Origin of the sequence: Palleronia sp. THAF1 (genome assembly GCF_009363795.1) — a bacterium.
Lineage (GTDB): Bacteria > Pseudomonadota > Alphaproteobacteria > Rhodobacterales > Rhodobacteraceae > Palleronia.
Genome location: NZ_CP045420.1, coordinates 2593279 through 2613832, shown reverse-complemented (window position 1 = coordinate 2613832; position 20554 = coordinate 2593279). Strand labels below are relative to the sequence as shown.

Annotated in this window: 20 protein-coding genes, 2 tRNA genes and 1 pseudogene; 7 read left to right on the top strand and 16 right to left on the bottom strand. The window is 64.9% G+C overall.

All coding sequences use genetic code 11. The annotated features are described in order from the left end of the window. Positions 1 to 39 precede the first annotated feature (39 nt). Positions 40 to 1428: pseudogene (gene tcuA / locus FIU81_RS12995) on the top strand (FAD-dependent tricarballylate dehydrogenase TcuA). A 406-nt stretch (positions 1429 to 1834) separates the two neighbouring features. On the opposite strand, the gene FIU81_RS12990 reads toward tcuA, so the two are convergent. The 12 genes from FIU81_RS12990 to FIU81_RS12935 all read right to left on the bottom strand — a co-directional run bounded on the left by FIU81_RS12990 (position 1835) and on the right by FIU81_RS12935 (position 14349). Beyond that, the gene (locus tag FIU81_RS12990; RefSeq protein ID WP_124110663.1) at positions 1835 to 2602 is read right to left on the bottom strand and encodes an HpcH/HpaI aldolase family protein; all 768 of its coding nucleotides are present in this window, start codon (positions 2600 to 2602) and stop codon (positions 1835 to 1837) included. 10 nt (positions 2603 to 2612) lie between these two features. Further along, positions 2613 to 3551, bottom strand: a complete 939-nt coding sequence (locus FIU81_RS12985; protein ID WP_124110664.1) for a 2-hydroxyacid dehydrogenase — start codon at positions 3549 to 3551, stop codon at positions 2613 to 2615. A gap of 21 nt (positions 3552 to 3572) precedes the next feature. Next, the gene (locus FIU81_RS12980; RefSeq protein ID WP_124110665.1) at positions 3573 to 4415 is read right to left on the bottom strand and encodes a phosphogluconate dehydrogenase C-terminal domain-containing protein; all 843 of its coding nucleotides are present in this window, start codon (positions 4413 to 4415) and stop codon (positions 3573 to 3575) included. A gap of 11 nt (positions 4416 to 4426) precedes the next feature. Continuing rightward, positions 4427 to 5752, bottom strand: coding sequence for a four-carbon acid sugar kinase family protein (locus tag FIU81_RS12975; RefSeq protein WP_124110666.1), 1326 nt, complete (start codon positions 5750 to 5752; stop codon positions 4427 to 4429). Further along, positions 5749 to 6996, bottom strand: a complete 1248-nt coding sequence (locus tag FIU81_RS12970; protein WP_124110667.1) for a ribulose-bisphosphate carboxylase large subunit family protein — start codon at positions 6994 to 6996, stop codon at positions 5749 to 5751. The genes FIU81_RS12975 and FIU81_RS12970 overlap by 4 nt, the downstream gene beginning before the upstream one ends. Next, complete coding sequence (locus FIU81_RS12965; protein ID WP_124110668.1) at positions 6993 to 7766, bottom strand: hydroxypyruvate isomerase family protein; 774 nt, start codon at positions 7764 to 7766, stop codon at positions 6993 to 6995. Before FIU81_RS12965 ends, FIU81_RS12970 begins: the two co-directional genes overlap by 4 nt. Continuing rightward, positions 7763 to 8413, bottom strand: coding sequence for an aldolase (locus FIU81_RS12960; RefSeq protein WP_124110669.1), 651 nt, complete (start codon positions 8411 to 8413; stop codon positions 7763 to 7765). Before FIU81_RS12960 ends, FIU81_RS12965 begins: the two co-directional genes overlap by 4 nt. Next, positions 8410 to 9678 carry a 3-oxo-tetronate kinase gene (gene otnK, locus FIU81_RS12955; protein WP_124110670.1) on the bottom strand — a complete coding sequence of 423 codons (1269 nt, stop codon included), beginning with the start codon at positions 9676 to 9678 and terminating at the stop codon, positions 8410 to 8412. Before otnK ends, FIU81_RS12960 begins: the two co-directional genes overlap by 4 nt. After that, the gene (gene ltnD, locus FIU81_RS12950; protein ID WP_254696063.1) at positions 9675 to 10538 is read right to left on the bottom strand and encodes an L-threonate dehydrogenase; all 864 of its coding nucleotides are present in this window, start codon (positions 10536 to 10538) and stop codon (positions 9675 to 9677) included. The genes otnK and ltnD overlap by 4 nt, the downstream gene beginning before the upstream one ends. A 151-nt stretch (positions 10539 to 10689) precedes the next feature. Further along, on the bottom strand, positions 10690 to 11667 hold the full coding sequence (locus FIU81_RS12945; RefSeq protein WP_124110672.1) for a 1-phosphofructokinase family hexose kinase: 978 nt from the start codon (positions 11665 to 11667) through the stop codon (positions 10690 to 10692). Between the two features lie 50 nt (positions 11668 to 11717). Then, positions 11718 to 12911 carry a lytic murein transglycosylase gene (locus FIU81_RS12940; RefSeq protein ID WP_124110673.1) on the bottom strand — a complete coding sequence of 398 codons (1194 nt, stop codon included), beginning with the start codon at positions 12909 to 12911 and terminating at the stop codon, positions 11718 to 11720. A gap of 184 nt (positions 12912 to 13095) precedes the next feature. After that, positions 13096 to 14349 (bottom strand): DNA polymerase IV, encoded by a 1254-nt coding sequence (locus tag FIU81_RS12935; RefSeq protein ID WP_124110674.1) that lies wholly within the window; start codon positions 14347 to 14349, stop codon positions 13096 to 13098. Between the two features lie 14 nt (positions 14350 to 14363). On the opposite strand from FIU81_RS12935, the gene FIU81_RS12930 reads away from it, so the two are divergent. Further along, a complete protein-coding gene (locus FIU81_RS12930) occupies positions 14364 to 14780 on the top strand; it encodes an NUDIX domain-containing protein (protein ID WP_124110675.1) in 417 nt (138 codons plus the stop codon). Positions 14781 to 14782: 2 nt separating this feature from the next. Here the strand turns inward: FIU81_RS12930 and FIU81_RS12925 are convergent, their stop codons facing one another. Beyond that, positions 14783 to 15655: an N-formylglutamate amidohydrolase gene (locus FIU81_RS12925; protein WP_124110676.1), complete on the bottom strand. Its 873-nt coding sequence runs from the start codon at positions 15653 to 15655 to the stop codon at positions 14783 to 14785. Between the two features lie 144 nt (positions 15656 to 15799). Here FIU81_RS12925 and FIU81_RS12920 point away from each other — a divergent pair. Beyond that, a tRNA-Val gene (locus FIU81_RS12920) sits at positions 15800 to 15874 on the top strand. 85 nt (positions 15875 to 15959) lie between these two features. Continuing rightward, entirely contained in the window at positions 15960 to 16085 is a 126-nt protein-coding gene (ykgO, locus tag FIU81_RS12915; protein WP_008182844.1) for a type B 50S ribosomal protein L36, read from the top strand. Positions 16086 to 16201: 116 nt separating this feature from the next. Here the strand turns inward: ykgO and FIU81_RS12910 are convergent, their stop codons facing one another. Together FIU81_RS12910 and mnmD are read right to left on the bottom strand one after the other, a co-directional pair. Further along, on the bottom strand, positions 16202 to 17071 hold the full coding sequence (locus FIU81_RS12910) for a DMT family transporter (RefSeq protein WP_124110677.1): 870 nt from the start codon (positions 17069 to 17071) through the stop codon (positions 16202 to 16204). Then, on the bottom strand, positions 17068 to 17736 hold the full coding sequence (mnmD, locus tag FIU81_RS12905) for a tRNA (5-methylaminomethyl-2-thiouridine)(34)-methyltransferase MnmD (protein WP_124110678.1): 669 nt from the start codon (positions 17734 to 17736) through the stop codon (positions 17068 to 17070). Before mnmD ends, FIU81_RS12910 begins: the two co-directional genes overlap by 4 nt. 48 nt (positions 17737 to 17784) lie before the next feature. Between mnmD and FIU81_RS12900 the strand changes: the two genes are divergently transcribed. After that, complete coding sequence (locus FIU81_RS12900; protein WP_124110679.1) at positions 17785 to 18795, top strand: NAD(P)/FAD-dependent oxidoreductase; 1011 nt, start codon at positions 17785 to 17787, stop codon at positions 18793 to 18795. Positions 18796 to 18837: 42 nt separating this feature from the next. Here FIU81_RS12900 and FIU81_RS12895 read toward each other — a convergent pair whose 3' ends face one another. Further along, the gene (locus FIU81_RS12895; RefSeq protein ID WP_124110680.1) at positions 18838 to 19812 is read right to left on the bottom strand and encodes a glutathione S-transferase family protein; all 975 of its coding nucleotides are present in this window, start codon (positions 19810 to 19812) and stop codon (positions 18838 to 18840) included. Between the two features lie 157 nt (positions 19813 to 19969). Here FIU81_RS12895 and FIU81_RS12890 point away from each other — a divergent pair, with 157 nt between their 5' ends. Together FIU81_RS12890 and FIU81_RS12885 are read left to right on the top strand one after the other, a co-directional pair. After that, positions 19970 to 20317 (top strand): hypothetical protein, encoded by a 348-nt coding sequence (locus tag FIU81_RS12890; RefSeq protein WP_124110681.1) that lies wholly within the window; start codon positions 19970 to 19972, stop codon positions 20315 to 20317. Positions 20318 to 20383: 66 nt separating this feature from the next. Beyond that, a tRNA-Arg gene (locus FIU81_RS12885) sits at positions 20384 to 20460 on the top strand. The last annotated feature ends 94 nt before the right edge of the window (positions 20461 to 20554 follow it).

Below are 20554 nucleotides of genomic sequence, written 5' to 3'. Positions count from 1 at the left end.
CCACTCGGATGCACAAATTGCTAATCGGAGGAATTACAAATGTCAAAGCAGGTTATCGTCGTGGGATCGGGCAATGCTGCCATGTGTGCGGGTCTTGCCGCGCTGGAAGGCGGCGCGCAGGTCTTGATGTTGGAGAAGGCTGGCAAGGCGCTGGCGGGTGGCAACACCAAATACACCGCTGGCGCCATGCGGTTTGCCTATGATGGGGCCGACGATCTGCTGCCGTTGCTGAAGGACCCGAACGATCCGCGCCTCGCCACCACCGACTTCGGCGGCTACAGCCGCGCCAAGTTCGCCGAGGATTTGCTGGGCTTCAACGGAGGCCGGCCCCTGTCGCCCTAGCAGAACCGCCTGATCGGCGAGTCGCTGGACGCGATGCAATGGCTGGGCCAGCATGGCGTAAAATTCGAGCCGATCTACAGCCGCCAGAGCTTTGAGAAGGACGGTCGCCACGTGTTCTGGGGTGGCCTGACGCTAGCCGCCGAGAACGAAGGCGTCGGCCTGTTCGACATGGAACTGGCCGCGTTCCAGCGCCTTGGCGGCACGGTCCGCTACGATAGCGCCGTGACCAGCTTGCTGACCGAAGGTGGCCGCGTCACGGGCGTGAAGGTCGGTGATGAAGACATTCTGGCCGACGCCGTGATCCTCGCCAGCGGCGGGTTCGAGGCCAGCGCCGAGATGCGCAAGACGCTAATGGGCGGACATTGGGACAAGGCGAAAGTGCGCGGCACGCCGCACAATACCGGTGACGGGCTTGCGATGGCGGATACCGTCGGCGCCCAGCGCTACGGCCTGTATCCGGGCGCGCACGCCACGCCGATGGACCTGCATATGGCCGATTTCGGTGGCCTTGATCTACCCGCGGCCGAGCGGAAGAACTACCGCGAGGTCTGCTATTTCCTCGGCATCATGGTGAATGCCGAGGGCCAGCGTTTCGTCGACGAAGGCGAGAACTTCCGCAACTACACCTACGCGCAATTCGGCAAGGCGGTGCTGGAACAGCCCGGCCATTTCGCCTGGCAGATCTTCGACGCGAAAGTGGATGATCTGCTCTACGCCGAATATCGCTTTCACGACGCGCATTTCGTGCAGGCCGACACGCTGGAAGAGCTGTGCGAGAAACTGGACGGCGTCGATCCCACTGCGGCCCGCGCGACGATCAGCGCGTTCAACGAGGCTGTGAACGCCGATGTCGCCTTCGACCCGACTGTGCTTGACGGAAAGGGCACCAAAGGACTGCCGTTGCCCAAGTCGAACTGGGCGCAGATGCTCGATACCCCGCCCTTCAAAGCCTATCCCGTGACAGGCGGCATCACCTTTACTTATGGGGGGCTGAAGGTCTCTGACGACGGCGCCGTTCTGGACGCAGACGACGCGCCGATCCCCGGTCTCTTCGCCGCCGGAGAGCTTGTCGGAGGTGTTTTCTAAGAAGGCTACCCGGGCGGCTCTGGCCTGACCTCTGGTGCCGTCTTCGGTCGCAGTGCAGGAAAAGGGGCAGCGTCCGGAATTTGACTAAGCGTGGAAGTCTTGGTGCCCCCACGGCTCACACAGGCAGATGATCCTTCAAGCGATTGCAAGCCGAATGATCGAGGTCGAGGCCGCTGAGAAAGTCAGATCAAGCTGTTCCTGCAGCGGTTGAAGCCATATCTTCTCACCAGCTTCCTTTATCGGAACCAAGGCCTCGCATACTGAAACCCAACTGGTTCTATGCTTTAATTCGTCTCGAACCTCCGCCTGCGGGGCTGCTGAGTTTCTTCACCTTCGGCTAACGGCAGCCTCGTCCACTGATCTGGCCTCTCCTGAAGACACCGGGGCAGTCCACTTCCCGAGCCGCCTAGCCCTTGAACTTCCGGCAGGTCGCCAGTCGGTCCAGTGCCGCGCGACGGAGCAGGCCGAAGTCGATATCGACGGCAGTGAACGTGCAGCCCGCCTCGACCACCTTGTCCAGCATCGTCTGGTCGGCGGACAGGAAGCCCGCGGGTTTGCCCGCCGCGCGGATGCGTTTCATCGCGGACAAGATGGCCTCGACCACATCCGGGTGGCCGGTATTGCCCGGATGACCCATGGAGGCTGCCAGATCGGCGGGGCCGATGAAGATGCCGTCGATTCCCGGAACCGCGGCAATGTCTTCCAACTGGTCCATGGCAGAGACGGTTTCGATCTGGATGATCAGGCAGATCTCGTCGCGCGCCTTCTGGAAGTAGCCCGGCACGGTGCCATACATGCTGGACCGCGACCCACCAGAGACACCGCGCACGCCTTCGGGCGGATAACTGACGGCAGCAGCGGCAAGCTTGGCCTCTTCCACGGTCTGGACGTAGGGCACGATCAGCGTCTGCGCGCCGATATCCAGCAGGCGCTTGATTTCTGCCACGTTCAGGTGCGTCGGGCGGACGGCGGGCATCGACGGGCTGCCGTTCAGCGCCTGCAACATGCCCAGCACGTCAGCTTCGGAATTCGGCGTGTGTTCGCAATCGATCAGCACCCAGTCGAACCCGCAGCCGCCCAGCATCTCGGTGATCTGGGTGTCACGCGTCATATGCCAAATGCCGATCTGCTGCTCGCCGTTCAGGATCGCTTTCTTGAAGTGGTTTTCGCGCATCATCGTACCCCTAGTTCACCGGCGTAAGCAGGCTGTCACCCGCGTGGAACGCTGTGATGTTGTCGCGCTGAAGCTGCCCCATGGCGGCCCGTGTCTCGACGGTGCCGGAGCCTTGGTGCGGCTGGATGACCACATTCGGGAGGTCGTAGAACCGCGCGTCGATCTTCGGTTCGTTCAGGAACACGTCCAGCCCCGCGCCCGAGATGGTGCCGTCCTTCAACGCGGCGATCAGCGCCTCTTCGTCCACGGTCGACCCGCGAGAGATGTTGATCAGCACGCCCCGCTCACCCATCGCGGCGATGACCTCTTTCGACACGAACTTTTCCGTGTCTGGGCCGCCGACCAAGGCGACTATCAGGAAATCCACTGCTTGCGCCAACGCCACCGGATCGTCGTGGTAGGTCCAGCCCGGCGTCTCTTTTTCCGAGCGCGACCAGTAATGAATGTCCATCTTGAACGCTGCCAGCCGGTCCGCGATCTCGTGCCCGATGCGACCCAGCCCAAGGATGCCGACGGTGTTGCCGGACACCTTGCGGTTCAGCCGGTATTCGCCCTTTTCCGCCCAGTTGCCATCGCGCGCCCATTCGCTTGCCTGCATCATCTCGCGCACCTGGGCGAGCAGCATTCCCACGGCGAGGTCGGCCACATCGTCGTTCAGCACGTCGGGCGTGTTCGTCACCTTGACCCCGCGCGCGTCGGCGGCGGGGATGTTGATGGCGTCGTAGCCCACGCCGAAGTTGGCGATCAGACCAAGGTTCGGCAGCAGGTCCATCTGCTCGGCCCCAAAGGCATGGTGGCCCTTGTAGCCGATGGCGGTCACTTCGGCGCGTGCGGCCTCTTCCATGTCAGCCAATGCGGCGGGTCCGTCCAGAAAGACGGGCGATAGATCTGCCTCATAGGCCGCGCGGTCCGTTTCCGTATAGCCGCCGATTGCGAGTGTCTTGGTCATCGGGTCTCCTCCCCTGATCGCCTATCCGGCGCAGATGTCTTTCACGGACGTCTTCACCGCATCGAGCGAGAAGATCTGATCCAACCAGTCTTCCTTGAAGATGACCGACTTCGCCTTGTCGATAGCCATCAATGCTCCGTCCGAGAATTTGCCCTCCGGGAAGATACCGAAGGCGATGGCCAGTTCGATCTTCAGGTGACCCAGAATAAAGTCATGCGCCGCGGCTTCCGGCACGCCCATGGACACCGCGCGGTCCGTCGCGTCGCGCAGGGCCAGCGCCATGGTGGCGGCGACCGTTTCGGACAGGGCAGGCTCCAGAATGGCGATCCCCTCCAGCGTGCAGCGGTGCGAGCGGGCGACCGGCGCGTAGATGATCTTGGCGATCTCTTCGCACAGGGCATAGTGCTCTTCCGGCCCTTGGATCAGCGCGCAGACGATCCCTTGCGGGGCTGCGATGCCACCGAAGTAGTCCTTCTGCGCCTCGATGCTGTCGTGCGGCTCCAGAATATGCGGATGGCAGGGGTGCGTGCAGAAATAGGTGACATCATCGCGCTTGGGCATCTCGCCCGCGTAGGGGGCGGCGGCGTCCAGCACGATGACGGCGGCACCGGGCTTGAGCTTTTCGACGAAGCCATGGGCGATTTTTCCGATCAGCCGGTCGGGCACCGCCATCAGCACCACGTCAGCGTCGGAGATCGCGTTGTCGCCATCGGTCACGGCATCCACGCCAACCTCGTCCTTCAGACGCTGGCGCCCAGCTTCGCTGACCTCCACGTGGTCGATCTCGAACCGCGTCGGCTTGAGGTTCTGCGCCAGACGCACGCCCATCTTTCCGCCCGCGCCCAGCAGTGCAACTTTTGTCATGTCTCTCTCCATCAGGCGGCCCCACCGCCGCGTTTGATCCAGCCGAAATAATCGTCGCTTCCCATCTGCCCGCCCTTCAGCGCCAGTTGCAGACCCACCAGCGCGGGGTCGTCGGAGTGCGCTTGTAGCAGCGCCGCGCCGGGGATGGTCGGGGCCAGCGCGGTAAAGGCGAACAGCCCCAACTCGCGGCAGGCGTGGCCCGATGTGTCACCGCCAGAAATGACGGCGCGGGTCAGGCCAGTCTGCGTCAGAATGCGTTTCAGCACTTGCCCCAGCGCCGCCCCGATGCGGGCGTTCGCGGTCTCTGCGTCGATCCCGTCGCAGGCCGCTTTCATTCGTGCAACCGCCGGATCGTCCGGCCCCCGCGCGGTGCAGATCAGCGGGTCGCGGCCCGCCTCCAGCGCGCGGATCGCAGCGTCGAACGTGGCGTCCGCCGAGCCGCCCGCGACGACGGACGCCGCGTCCAGCGCGATGACCTCGAACCCGTTCGCCCCGGCCCAGGCGATCTGATCGGCGGTGGTGGGCGAGACGGAGCCCGACACCGCGACGATGCGATCCACGGAGCCGACGCCGTCGGTGCGGACGGTGTGCGGCAGGTCGCCAGTCGCCCGCCAATGCGCGATCAATGCGTATTCGATGCCCTGTGATCCGGCGACGAAACAGGGCTGAGGCCGGGCCCAGATCAGCGCGCCGTTCGTTCCCATGTGTGAGTCGGTCATCGCGTCCAGCGTGACGATACCGCCGTTTGCTAGAAAAGTGGGCGCGTCGCGCTCCAGATCCTCGACCGTCTGCACACCGACCGGCAAATCCGTCTGTGCTGACAGATGCCGCGCCACGTCGGACTCGGTCATCGGCGTGGCCGGATGGCGGGCCATTACCGGATGCCGGTCCAGCCGATACACGTCCGCGCCAGCGCTTGCGAACAGATGCCCGAACGCCTGATAGCGCCGCATGATCGGCGCGGCGACGAGGAACGGCACGGTATCGCTGCCCACCGCCCCCTGTCCGATCTCTATCGCCCTGCCGATAGATCCCACATGCGGCGCGGAATCTAGTGTAGAGCAGGTCTTGTAGTGGATGACCGGCGCGCCTGTCTTACGCAGGAAGTCGAAAATCGGCGGCAGATGGCGGTCCATCCAATCTGGCGCATGGCTGCGCGCGGTCGTGGCGACGCCGACCGCGCGCACGTCCGGGAACCGCGCCAGTTGCTCCGGCGTCGGTACGTCCAGAAACAGAACCGCGGGCACACCAGAAAACTCCAGCACCTCCATGCTCGCCGCCGATCCGGTGAAGTCATCGCCGACCCAGCCGATCAATATGCCGTCCGGCAGGCTCATGCGCGATATTTGCCGAGTGCTGCGGCCAGCGCCGGGTGGTCCTTGGCGTAGTCATCCGCCGAAACGCCCGCGATGGCCGCATCCCACGCGTCACGCAGGCTTTGCAAGCCCGCCGCCACGCCGCCGGGGTGCGCCATGATCCCACCGCCCGCCGCGTAGATGCAATCGGCACTGCCCAGCTGACGGTAAGTCTCCGGCGGTTGCACCGCCGACTGCCCGGACGAAAACACCGGCATCGGAACGCACGGCTTGCTCTCGAACATCGGCTCCAACAGCGACCGGGCCGAGGCCATTACACTGTCGTCCGGCTCGCTGAACTTGTTGCGCAAGCCGTTGACGTGCAAATGATCCGCGCCCGCCAGCCGCCAGAACTTCGACCACGCGGCATAGTCCCATCCCAGCATCGGCGCGCGGCTGAGATACCCCCAGCCGTTCCGATGCGCGTGAATCGGCAGGTCTGCGTGGCGCGACAGGCCCAGAAAACCCGACAGCCCGACCGAGTTGAGCGAGACCATCACGCAGGTTCCCCCCAGTTCGCGGATCAGGTCGTGACGGCGGCGCATCTGATCGACTTCTCCGGTCAGGTTGAAGGCATACATGACCTTCTTGCCCGTACGGTCGGCGTGGTCGTTCACCACGCGCATTACCGCGCGGGCGCGGTCCTCGAAGGGGCAGGCCGGGCCGTCGGCCTGCAACTCGTCGTCCTTGATGAAATCGATGCCCGCATCGCAGAGCGTGCCAACCAGATCGGCGGTCTGCTCTGCGTTGAATCCGACAGAGGGCTTGATGATCGTCCCGATCAGCGGGCCTTCGGCCACGCCAGCAAGATCGCGCGTGCCGGGGATGCCGTGCTTCGGGCCGGGGTAGGCATCGGCGAACGCTTCCGGTAGCCGCAGATCGAGGATGCGCAGGCCGGAAAACTGGTTCAACTCGAACAGATTGCCCGTGACCGTGGCCATCAGGTTCGGCAGGTCCGGTCCTATGTTGTCCAACGGCCACGACAGGGTGACGCGCGCGCGGGTGTAGCTGTCGCCCGTGGCCCCGCCGGGCAACGACGGGGCATCGACCGTTTCCACGACCTCCAATGCCTCGACCCGCGCGGCAGAGCGTTCGTGCAACTCGGGCGTCTCTCCGGGCACGGCAACGAAGGTGCCAGAGCTTTGTTCGCCCGCCATCGCCGCAGCAGCCTTCGCAGGATCGACAGGCGTTTCGATCAGGTAGTCGGCTTCAATCCGGGTGGTCATGCGAACCGCTCCCGTATCGGGGCCAGCCAAGCCAGCGTCTCATCGGTCGGCTTTGCCGATTTGTATTCGGCACCCAGCGGTGCCTCCCACCCCAGATCGCGGATGGCGGCGAAGACGTAGGCGTAGTCCAGCTCTCCATGATCCGGCGTGCCCCGGTCGGGGACAGAGGCGAACTGGATATGCCCCACCATCGGCAACAGCGCGCGCAGGCGGGTGGTCACGTCGCCTTCAGTGCGCCCGACATGGTAGCAGTCGAACATGATCTTCAGATTCGCCGCGCCGACGGCCTCGATGATTTCCGCGGCCTGATCCGTGGTGCGCAGGACGTAGCCGGGCGCGTCATGGCGGTTCAGGGGCTCGATCAGGATCGTGATCCCCTGCGGCGCAGCGGCATCGCAGGCGTAGCGCAGGTTAGAGACGTAGGCCGCCAGCGCCGCGTCACCGCGCGCGAACCCGCCCATCACATGTATGCAGCCCGCGCCGATCTGCACGGCATAGGCCAACGCCTCGTCGATGAACGCGCGCGCATCTTCCTCGCGACCGGGCAGGGCGGCTACCCCGTTCTCGCCGCCTGCCACATCGCCGCGCCGGGTGTTAAGGCCCAGCATCCTCAATCCGGTCTGATCTAGCGCCGCCTTCACCTCTGCCGCCGGCACGTCATACGGCCAATGGCATTCCACCGCGTCGAAGCCTGCTGCATGGGCCGCCCGGATCGCATCTGGCAGGGGGCGGTCGGTCCATAGAAACCCAAGGTTGGCCGAGAACTTCATCCGTCCCACTCCACATCGAATTTCGTGACAACCGCCTGCACCTGTTCGGGCGTCAACGCGCGCGCGTCATATCCCCGCATCAGCATCGCCAGTCGCGCGGTGTCTTCCAGCTCTTCCACAGCGTTGCAGGCGGCTTCCACATCCTTGCCCGCGACGACAGGCCCGTGGTTCGCCAGCATCACCGCGCTGCGCTTGCCCGCCAGTCCGCGCACGGCCTCTCCCATCGCGGGATCGCCGGGCAGGAAAAACGGCAGTAGCTTCACGCGGCCCAGCTTCATGATTGCGTAGGGGGTCAGCGGCGGCAGGAAGTCATCCTCATTCGCGTCCGGCATCATCGACCACGCGACCGAGTGGCAGGAATGCAGATGCACCACCGCGCCCGCCGTGCTGCGCGTATCGTAAAACGCGGTATGTAGCGGCATTTCCTTGGTCGGTGCGTCTCCGTCGATCAGCCTTCCATCCGAGTCGAAGCGTGACAGTCGCGCGGGATCGAGCCGCCCGAACGATGTGCCCGTGGGCGACACCAGCAGACCACCGTCGGGCGTGCGGGCAGAGATGTTGCCGGTCGATCCACCCGTCAGCCCCCGGTCGAACATCGACTTGGCCAACAGGCAAATCAGGTCGCGCAGGCGGGCCTCTTCGCTCATGGGGTCAGCTTCGACAGGGCGTCGGCAAAGAACGTCTCGGCTCCGAAGTTGCCGGATTTCAGCGTTAGCGCAATGGGCGTGCCCTCAGACACGGCAAAGCACCACGGCACCCCCGGCGCGATCTCGGCTCCGATATCCAGCCGGTCCACACCCAACGCCTGCGTCACGGCCCCCGAGGTTTCGCCACCAGCGACGACGAACCGACGCGCGCCCGCGTCTCGCGCGGCCAGGGCACAGGCGGCAAGTGCGTCTTCCACGATGGCCCCGGCCCGCTCGACGCCCAGCCTCTCTTGCGCTGCGCGCACGGACGCTGGATCGGCAGTGGCATAGATCAGGGGGGTTTTCGTCAGATCCTGTGCTGCGATCCATGCGACGGCGGCGTCGGGCCCGCGCTCGGCCAGTTCCAGCGGGTCCAACCGATAGGCGGCGGCGCCCGTCGCCAAGTAGCTGGCGACTTGCTGATTGGTCATCGCCGAGCAACTGCCCGACAGCACCACGGCGCCCGGCCCAAGATCGGGGTGCAGCATGCCGGGCGCATCGGCGGCCAACAGGCCATCGGCTGCGAACAACGCTGGCAGCGGCATCGCCAGTGCAGAACCGCCGGTCATCAACGGCATGTCGTGGCAGGCCTCCGCGATGGTCTTCAGATCCTCATCGGCGACCGCATCGACGATCACATGCGCAACACCTTCCGACGACAGGTAGCTCAGGTGATCGCGTAGGGCTTCCGCCCCCTTTGCCACCGTAAGCCTGTCAGCCAGGCAAACCGGGTGTGTCACCTGCGGCTTCAGCAGCCGGATCAGGCTGGAATCGCGCATGGGCGTCAGCGGATGGTCCTTCATCGGGCTTTCGGCCAAGGGCTGCTGGCCCACGAACAGGTTGCCCATGAAGATCGCCCTCCCGTTTTCGGGGAAAGCGGGGCAGTAGATCGTTTGCGTGGACCCCAGCGCGTCCATCAACGCTTCCGCCACCGGTCCGATGTTGCCATCCGCCGTGGAGTCGAAGGTCGAACAGTACTTCCAAAAGAACCGCTGCGCGCCCGCAGCCTGCAACCATTCCAGTGCATTCAGCGCCTGCGCAACGGCCTGATCCACCGGGACGGTTCTGATTTTCAGGGCGATCACCTCGAACGGTGCGGTCTCGGATGGCGTCTCATCAGGCACGCCCATCCGCAGCGATACCTTTACACCAGAGCGCGCGAGCAGCCCCGCAAGATCGGTTGCCCCGGTGAAATCATCCGCGATGCAGCCCAGAACGGTGGTCATTCGTCTTCTCCGGGCAGGGTCAGGCCCGCCTGCCGCGCGTAGACCTTGGCCACCGCCGCGTCATCCACGCCGCCCAACCCCATCTCGACCGCCTTGCCGTATTGCGCCAGCGCGGTCGCGGTGATCGGCGCGTCGAAGCCTGCGTCTTCCGCGATCTCCAGCACGATCCCCAGATCTTTGGGCCAGATGTTGACCGAACTGCGCGGCGTGTAGTCGCCGTCGATCACGTGGGGGGCGCGGTTCTCCAGCATCCAGCTGGTGCCTGCGGATTTCGAGATCACCTTGAGGAACGCCTCCGGCGTCACGCCTTGGGTCATACCGAAGGTCAGCGCTTCGGCCATCGCCGCGATGTGGACGCCCGCCAGCAACTGGTTCGTCGCCTTCATCGCGGATCCCGGCCCGGCGCTGTCGCCAAGCTCGAACACGGTCGCCGCGACGGTATCCAAGACGGGTCGCGCCGCCGCAAAGGCCGCATCCGGTCCCGATGCCATGATCGTCAGATCGCCACTTGCTGCCTTGACCGCGCCGCCAGAGATCGGCGCGTCCAGGTAGAGTACACCGGCCTTTGAACAGCGCGTTTCCATGTCGCGCGCGAATTGCGGCGGCACGGTCGCGCAAGACATGACGACGGCGCCCTGCCGCAACCGGGGCACCAGCGCATCTGCGCCGAACAACACCTCTTCGGTCTGCGCTGCGTTCAACACCACAAGTATCGCGACATCCAAGCCATCGGCGACATCGGCCAACGTACCCTCTGCTCCGCCCTCTTGGCGAAAGCGGTCGGCCGGGGTCGTGTTGACGTCAAAGCCCCAGACGTGATGGCCACCCCGCAAGGCAGAAGCGGCGATGCCATACCCCATGGAGCCCAGGCCAATGACGGCAACCTTCGATGGTGTATCCACGGCGAAATCTCCCCTGCTTGATTTGGTATACCAAAAATCTTGACATGGTATACCAAAATTTCAGGGCTGACGAAGCCGGATGTCCGGCAAGGATTGCGGCGGGTTTGTGCTAGATCGCCACCGGCAGAACGGCGCATTCGGGCAGCAGTGCTTCGATCGCTTCGGGGGTGCAGATCTGCGTTCCCGGCGTTGCCACGGCAGCGCTGGCGGCTGCGGTGCCCCATTGCAACGCTTCGGCGGGAGAGGCGCCGCTGGCCAACACGAAGGTCAGAGCGGCCAGAAAGCTGTCGCCCGCGCCGATGGTGGATATGACCGTGACTGTCGCCGCCTGCGCAAACCAGATGCCGGTTGCATCGGCCAGCAGGTTGCCTTCTGCCTGCCGCCCTACAACCACCCGCCTTGCGATCCCGCGTGCGACGAGATCAGCGGCAAAGCGGGCCGTATCTTCCTTGGTCGACAGAAAGCGACCGGCCGCTTCTTCCGCCTCCAGGTGGTCAAAACGCAAGACCTCCGGGATCGCTCCGTCCGCAGGGGGATGCGCGACAATGTGATCCAGCGCCGCACCCGAGGTATCGATCACCAGCCGTGCGCCTTGCTCGGACAGGCGGTGCGCGATGTCGTTGATCAGGTCCGGCGCGGCACACGTGGGCAAAGAGCCTGAAATCACCACGAAATCGCCCGCCGCAGCCTCTTCTGTCAGCGCGGTGACAGCGGCATCGTATTCGGCGGCTGTCAGGGCAGGGCCGGGCAACATAAAGCGGAACTGCTCGCCCGTGGTCAGGTCACGCACCGACAGGGATCGACGGGTCTCACCGCCGATCGGGATGATGCGCGTGGAAATCCGTTCCGCTTGCAATGCGGCGACCAACTGCATTCCCGTGCCTCCGCCCAGTGCGACGAAGGCAGTCGTGTCACCGCCCAGTCGGGCGACAAGACGGCTGACGTTGATGCCGCCGCCACCTGGATCCAACCTGGGCTCTGTACACCGCAGCTTGTGGCCCGGTGCGATACGCGGCGTCTCGGACGACAGGTCCAGCGCCGGGTTCAGGGTCAGCGTCAGGATGGCAGGGATGTGGTCAGGGGTCATGTGCGCAACGTGAGGAATGGCGGCCCGGTGTCAAGCGGGCCGCACCTGTCTTACAGAGCGTTCAGCAACTGGCGCGTGGGCCACCCGTCCACCGGCAGCCCCAAGCGCGCTTGCTCGGCCCGCACGGCACCGCGTGTGCCTGCGCCAAGGATGCCGTCGACGCTGCCCACGTCGTAGCCCATGGACTGCAGCTTGGTCTGAAGTGACCGCATCTCGGCGTCCGACAGCGGCGGCGTGGGGTTGCCTGCGTTGAAGACGGGCGCGCCCTCAAGACGGGTGGCGAAATAGGCGGCTGTCAGCACGTAGGTGAAGGACTGGTTCCACTCGAACAGGACAGAGAAGTTGGGGTAGGCGAGGAAAGCGGGCCCGCCTTGTCCTTGTGGCAGGATCACGCTGGCGGGCAGGTTCGGCCCTGCGATCCCGCCAGAGCGGGGCGAGACGCCCATCGCGGCCCATTCGCTGCCCGACTTCGTGACTTCCAGCCCCGATTGATCCAGCGGGAAGCCCTGCGGAAGAGTGATTTCCTGCAGCCAAGGCTCATTCGCGCGCCAGCCCAGATCCTGCAGCATCTTCGCGCCGGACATAAGGGCATCGGGCGCAGAGGTCTTCAGCGTCACCTGTCCGTCGCCGTCCCCATCGACGCCGTTGGTCAGGATATCCTCTGGCAGCATCTGCACCTGGCCGATCTCACCAGCCCACGCACCCGTGGTGGTCGCAGGGTCCAGATCGCCGCGCGCATACAGCTCCAAAGCGGCCAGCACTTGCGGCTGGAACAGCCCCGGACGGCGGCAGTCGTGCCCGAGTGTGACCAGCGAGTTCACTGTATTGAAGTCGCCCTGCACCGCGCCGTAGTCGGTCTCGAAGGCCCAGAAGGCCAGCAGGATGCCTTCGGGTACACCGAACTGGGACTGCACTTGTTGGAACGTCTGGGCGTAGCGGTCGGCGTTGGCCTGTCCGTTCTGCATCCGCGCGTTCGAGATCAGACGGCGTGCGAAGTCGGTGAAGGGCAAGGTGAAGACGCCCTGCCGTTGATCGGCGGCCAGCGTTGCGCTGTCTTGCCGGACGTTGGCAAAGAACGCGCGCGCGGTCGCGGGATCGGCGCCGCGTTGGACGGCGGCTTGCTCCATGTTCTGGACGAAGCTGGAGAAGGGGCCTCCGCAGGGCACGATGATCTCGCCTTCGCCAGTGGCGGCGAGGGCGGGGGCGGCGACGGACAGCAGCAGGGCAGTCAGGATGGGACGCATGGAAACCTTGGGTTTGGGCACATCTCGGGTTGAGATTGGGCATAGCAGGGGAGGGCGCGCGGGCAAGCGGACTGACGCGATCGTGCGCGGGTTGTCGCGCTTGGCCCTCGGGCATGCTGCCAAGCGGGGAGGGGCTTGCCGGACAAGGAAGGGAAAACACGGTATCAACGGAGTTGTGCAGGTTTTACCGCAGCGCCCGCCCCTTCACGATCGCATCCGTCCCGAACCGCGCCTTGATCGCGTCTGTCGCCCGCTCTGCCTTTGCCCGTACCAACGCCTGGGGATCCAACAGGTCGCCCGAATGATCTGCCTGCGATCCGTCGCACAGATCAGAGACACCCACGCCCAACAGTCGGAACGGCCCTTCGGCCAGCGCAGGCTCCATCAGCGCGCGCGCCGTGCGGTAGATCCGGTCCGCGATCTGCGTCGGCTCACCCAGTGTCAGACGGCGGGTCAGCAGCCGGTGATCGGCCCGCTTCAGCTTCAGCGTCACGATGGTGCCCGCGATTCCCTTGGCTTTCAGCCGGCCAGAGACTTTCTCGGACATTCGCCATAAATAACCGTCCAGGACCTCTGCATCGCCGGTATCGGCGCGGAAGGTCGTTTCGTTGGATACACCTTTCACGGGGGCGTTGGCCGTCACCCGCCGCACGTCCTCTCCACGCGCCAGATGCCACAGACGCGTGCCCATGCCCCCGAAGCGCTCTGTCAGGTCGCGTTGGTCCCAGCGGCGCAAGTCGGAAAATGTACGGATGCCCGCGCGCTCCAACGCCTCGCGCGTCACAGCCCCCACGCCCCAGATCAGCGACACCGGCTGCGGGGTCAGGAAGTCCACCGTCTCTGCCTTGCCGATCACCGAAAACCCGCGCGGTTTCTCCAGATCGGATGCGATCTTGGCCAGAAACTTGTTGTGCGACAGCCCGATAGATCCCGTGATCCCCAGTTCCGCCTGCATCCGCTTCACCAGTCCTGCCAGCATCGCGGCAGGTGGCGCACCGTGCAGCTTGGCAGTGCCTGTCAGGTCCATGAACGCCTCGTCCAGGCTCAGCGGCTCCACCACCGGCGTCAGCTCGTCCATCATCTGCCGCACGGCACGGCTGACCTCTGCATAAACCTCGAATCGGGGGCGCACGATGGTGGCTTCCGGACACAGCTTCAATGCCTGGAACATGGGCATGGCAGAGCGCACGCCTTTGATCCGCGCGATGTAGCAAGCGGTCGTCACCACGCCCCGCTCGCCGCCCCCGACGATGATCGGCTTATCGCGCAATGATGGATCGTCCCGCTTCTCGACGCTGGCATAGAAGGCATCGCAGTCCATATGGGCGATGGAGAGATCGTAAAGTTCAGCGTGCCGCAGGATGCGCGGCGACCGGCAGGTGGGGCAGCGTGCCCCATCGGCGAAGGTGGTCAGGCAATCTCGGCACAGGACGGGCATGGGGGCAATGTAAGATGACGGGCGGCCCGACAACAGAGGCGTTTCACGGCGCAAAGGTCGCGATCCTGTCAGGCGACAGCGTTGTGTCCCTTCTGCGCGACGACCGGCCCGACATCCCATGGCCCGGCTGGTGGGACTTGCCCGGCGGCGGGCGAGAGGGGACCGAATCTCCCGAAGACACGGTGATCCGCGAGGTGCGGGAAGAGACCGGCCTGATCCTTGCCGCAGATCGCCTGTTCCACCGCGCCGCCTACGACCTGCCCAACGGACGGGGCATCTTCTTCGCGGCCCGCTGGCCCGGATTGCGCGATGCGGACCTTGCGCTGGGCGAAGAAGGCCGACGCCTGATCCTGATGCCCGTCACGGATTTCCTGTCGCGCCCGGATGTCATCCCGCATTTCCAGGATCGCCTACGGCGCGCGTTGGGCTAAGCCTACTCTGCCGCCAGCGCAGCGCCCGACATATCGGCGCCGCACAACCGCGCAATCACCTGCGCAATACGGTCGCGCACCTCATCGAACCCGCCGTGCGGGGCAATCGCGGCCTCATCCATGTAGCAAGAGCGGTCCAACTCGATCTGCACGACGTGCCGCCCCACCTCGGGTCGCCCGTAGTGCTGTGCGATATAGGCCCCCGCGAAGGGCGCGTTGCGCGACACTGTGAACCCGGCGCGCGTGAACTCTGACTCGACCAAAGCGGTCACATCGTCGCTGGCAGAGGCTCCGAACCGATCGCCCAGCACCACATCAGGCCGCCGACCGCGGACGCGCACCTGATCCAGCGCCTCATGTGGCATGGAATGACAATCCAGCAGGATCGCCTGCCCCATCTGATCGCAACTGTCTGCCATCAGTGCTTCGAGCGCGGCGTGATAGGGGTGCCACGTGTTCTCGATCCGCTCCTGCACCTCTGTCCGGCGCAACTTGCCCGAATAGATCGGGCGCCCGCCGGACACGACGCGCGGGATCACCCCAAGGCCGGACGCCACACGCGGATTATGCGCGCCGCGCCGCTGGCCTTCGATCAGCGCTGGGTCCAGTTCATCGGCGGCGCGGTTCACGTCCAGCCACGCACGCGGCAGATGCGCGGCCAACAAGGGTGCGCCCTGCGAAGGTGCGCTAGCGAACAAACGATCCACGAACGCATCCTCGGACGAGCGCAACTGCCGCGCCGACAGAATCGTGCGCCGCGCAAGGGATGGCGGGTAGTGATGGCCCGAATGCGGAGAGGCAAATACGAACGGCGTCAGCCTTTGTTCGGGCTGATGCAGATCAAATGCGCGCAATGGGTCGGGGCGGACGGGCATGGCTTCTCCTATCCGGCAAGATGGTGTTCGGAAAGCGCTTGAACAGGGCAGCGTCTGCTTTTATAGACCGCCCACCGACGCGGGGCCCTGGCCGTGCGTGTTGCATTTGATGCGGCGTCCTTCGGGATCGGGACATAGGCGGACGGGGGATTAGCTCAGCGGTAGAGCACTTCGTTGACATCGAAGGGGTCACTGGTTCAATCCCAGTATCTCCCACCACCGCCACGATATTCACTGGCCCCCTCGGGTGCCGAACCGAAACCTCAGGCGCGTGCCCCGCGCCGCGACAGATGGGAGAGAGCAAATGAAGGTTCGTAATTCGCTTCGTTCGCTGAAAGCCCGCCACCGCGATTGCCGCGTGGTGCGCCGCAAGGGCCGTGTCTACGTCATCAACAAGACGCAGCGCCGGTTCAAAGCCCGCCAGGGCTGAGGTTTCCAGACCTCGACCAGATCAAAGGCCGCCCTCACACCGGGGCGGCCTTTCTTGTTTCCGCCCCGCGTTGTTCTTTGCGTTCCCAAACACCCCGTTCGAGGGCGAACGCCCGGCTAGCCCGCAACCTTCCGTGCCCGAATCAGCGTGAACAGCCCGGCCGACACCACGATCGCCGCGCCCACCGCTGTCCACGGCTCCAGCGTTTCGCCCAGAACGAACACGCCGATGGCCGAGGCGAAAACCAGTTGAAGATAGGCGAAGGGCTGGACGGCGCTGGCCTCAGCGATTTCGTAGACGCGGATCAGGCACCAGTGCCCGAACGCCGCCGAACAGCACAGGGTGCCCATCCAGACCCAATCCGGCCCGCTCATCGGCTCCCAAAGGTAAAGGCCCACCGGCGTCAGCACCGCCGCCCCCGCCACACCCGTCCAGAAGAACGATGTCGCCGTGCTGTCCTTGCGGCCCACATAGCGCGTCAGCAAACCGTACAGCGCGAAGGCGAAGGCAGAGACCAGCGCCACCAGTGCCGCCGGAGAGAACACGGCGAAGCCCGGTCGCAGGATCACCATGATCCCGACGAAGCCCACGCCGATCGCCGCCCAGCGCCGCCAGCCGACCTTTTCGCCCAGTACCGGCCCCGAAAGTGCCGCTATCAACAGCGGGTAACAGGCGAAGACCGCGTGCGCCTGCACCAGCCCCAGCAGCACGAAGGCCAGCACCATGACACAAACCTCGACCGCCAGCAGCACGCCCCGAAAGATCTGCACGCCCAGTTGCGACGTGCGCGCCGCCGCCCGGATGCCGCCTGCGGCGCGGGACGCCACCGCGATCACGAAGGCGGCGAAGAACCAGTAGCGGATCGTGATGACCATGATGACATTGTATTCCGCCGCCAGATGGCGGCTTATCGCGTCCTGCACTGCGAAGATGAACGTCACCAGCACCATCAGCCAGATGCCCGCGCGCGTGTTCTGCTCTCTCATGCCAATCGCCCAACGCTCATGTGCCGCTTGCGCCCATATCCCGGAACGCGCTGCACGTCGAAGCCTACGGCGGCCAGATCGCGCCGCACCTGCCCGGCGGCGGTGTACGTCGCAAAGGTGCCGCCGGGTGCGGTATGCGCCGCGACCTGCGTCATCAGTTCGGCCTCCCACAATTCGGGGTTCTTCGCGGGCGCGAAACCATCCAGGAACCACGCATCGGCGCGCCCCTCCCATCCAGGCAGGGTCTCGCGCGCGTCGCCCTTGATCACTTCGATCACGATTCCGTCCAACTCTGCCCGATGCCCGTCCCAAGCGTCCAGCAGTTCCGACGCCGCCTTCGCCACGATGGGGAACCCGGCCAGCGCGCGCTCCATCTCTGACGTTGAAAGCGGATGCTTTTCGAACGCGGTGTAGCGCAGCGGGGCATCGCGGAATGGTCCGACGGAAATCCGACGAAAGTCCGATAGAAGGCAGACCGCGTTCAGCCCCGTTCCGAACCCCAGTTCCGCAATCCGAAAGCCGGGCACCAGCCGCCCCGGCAACCCGTTCCCGGCCAGGAACGTATGACGCGTTTCGGCAACGCCATCCTGCAGTGAGTAATATGGATCATCGAACCGCACCGACACCGGCACGCCATCCCGCCACGTGACCTTTTCATCGCTCATCATCGGCCCTACCCCTGCATCACGCGCACTCACCACGGGACCGGAACGATGACAAGTGAGGCCACAATCCGCGGCGCGGGCATCTACGGTCTGACCCTCGCTTGGGAGCTTCTCTCGCGGGGCTGGCAGGTCACCGTGATCGACCCTGCCGGGCCGGGGGCGGGCGCGTCCGGCAACCTCGTCGGCGCGCTGGCGCCGCATGTGCCAGAGAACTGGACGCCGCTGAAAGCGCTGCAATATGAGTGCCTTGTCGCGGCAGAGCCTTTCTGGGCCGAGATCGAAGGCATGGGTCAAAGCCCCGGCTACGCGCGCACGGGCCGCCTGCAACCGCTTGCCGATGCGGATGCCGAGGAACGTGCGCTTGCCCGCGCGACAAGTGCGGCAACCCTCTGGCCCGACCACCGCTGGCAGGCGATCGACGCGCCCGAAGGCTGGACCCCGCTCAGCCCCACGGGCCGCGTCATCTTTGACACCCTCACCGCCCGCGTAGACGCGCCGCGCGCCATCGCCGCCTTGGCGCACGCCATCCAGATGCGCGGCGGTGCCATCGAAACAGACGCACCCGAGCGCGGCGCGGTCATCCACGCAACGGGCGCCGCTGGCCTGGATGATCTTAGCGCCGCGATGGGGAAAACGGCTGGCAAAGCCATCAAGGGCCAAGCCGCGCGCCTGGCCTATGACGCCAAAGACCTACCCCAGATCTATGCCGACGGCCTGCACATCGTGCCCCACGCGGACGGCACCGTCGGCATCGGATCCACGACCGAGCGGGACTACGATGACCTGTCCACTGACACGCAACTCGATGACGTCATCACCCGCGTACGCATCGCTGTGCCTGCTCTGAAGGATGCCCCGGTGACCGCGCGCTGGGCCGGCCTGCGGCCCCGCGCCAAGTCTCGTGCGCCGGTCATCGATCTCTGGCCCGACCGGCCAGGTCACTACGTGCTGAACGGCGGCTTCAAGATCGGCTTCGGCACACATATCCCGGCCGCCCGCCTCATGGCCGACCTCATCGAGACCGGCCACGCCGATATCCCGGACGCTTGCCGCCTCTAGACCTTCATCGTTCCCCAAATACCTCCGCCGGAGGCTCCTGTCCTATCCACGCCCGTGCGGTTCGGACCAGTCGAGCACCGGGTTCAAGGGGATGATGCGATTCGGGTTCACCATGTCATGGCTGTAATGGTAGTGGCGCACGAAGTGGTCGAAATGCACCTCTTCCGCGATGCCCGGCCATTGGTACAGCTCGCGCGTGTAGGCCCACATGGCGGGGTAGTCGCGCAGGTAGTTGCGATTGCACTTGAAGTGGGTGTGATAGACCAGATCGAACCGCACGAGTGTCGAGAACAGGCGCCAGTCGGCTTCGGTGATGCGGTCGCCGGTCAGATAGCGGGTCTGGGACAGGATGCCTTCCAACCACTCCAACGAATCGAACAGGGCGATGACTGCTTCGTCGTAGGCCTCTTGCGTGGTGGCGAAACCCGCCTTGTAGACGCCGTTGTTCACGGTGTCGTAAACGCGGTCGTTGATCTCGTCGATCCGGCCGCGCAGTTCTTCCGGGTAATAGTCATCGGTATTTCCGGTCAGCCCGTCGAACGCGCCGTTGAACATGCGGATGATATCCGCGCTTTCGTTCGAGACGATCTTGTTCTGCTTCAGATCCCAGACCACTGGCACCGTAACACGGCCCGTCATCGCAGGTTCGGCGCGCAGGTAAACGTCGCGCATGTAGGGAACGCCGAACACTTTGTCGCCGGTCGTGCCCGGAAAATCGGTGCGGAACTCCCAGCCTTCGGACAGCATGTCGGGGTGAACGACGGATACGTCGATCATGTCTTCCAGCCCCTTCAGCTTGCGGAAGAACAGAGCGCGGTTGGCCCAAGGGCAGGCGTAAGAGACGTAAAGGTGATATCGGTTCGCCTGTGCCGCGAAGCCGCCCTCGCCACTGGGGCCCGGCGCGCCGTCGGGCGTGATCCAGTTGCGGAAGTCCTGCGCCGAACGCTCGAATTTCCCGCCAGAGGCGTCGGTGTCGTACCAGACGTCACGCCATGTACCGTCGATCAGCTTACCCATCGAGTCTCTCCTTTTGTCCGGCCTGCCACCTAGGCCAGTGCGACCCTTTCGCCACGCGTGCCGCAAGCGCCATGAGAATTTCACCCACTGTTCATATTTCCGTTCTTGAATGGGGATGGCGCAGTGTCATGTTCCACCGAGCAGTAGGAGGTGTGCCATGCAAACTCGATCTTCCCTATCGGATCGGAAGGCCAAAGCGGCCGGGTTCACCGGCCTACGGCTTGTCTGGGGCGAGACCTATGCTCCTGTCCGACGCTTCTGGAAAAGTGGTCTGGCCTTGGATGCCGGAACGCGCGCGGTGCCGGGTCTGGTGCATCTTTACGAAGGTGAACGCCATGTCGCCACGGGGCTGATCGTCTCTGACGCCGTCGAAGGGGATGAGCATCGCTTCCACTTCAAGCGCATCACGTTCTGCACCGACCACGCGCCGCTGGACTACGCGGTGGACGATGACGTGCCCGCCCGTCTGCTGACATCGCCAGACCGCGTGCGCCCCGGATTGTAGCACGTAAATTATCGCGGCTTTCCCGCTTGCAAAGCCCTCGGGGCGGCGTTAGTCACCGCCTCGCACGCGCTGGTAGCTCAGTTGGATAGAGTATCTGACTACGAATCAGAGGGTCGGGGGTTCGAATCCTCCCCAGCGCGCCACTTTTTCTTATTCAGCCAAGAATCGGCATTCATTTAACCGATTTCGAATGCATGTCGTTGCCTTGGTCTTCGATCCTCTCGTCAGTTGCGGCGC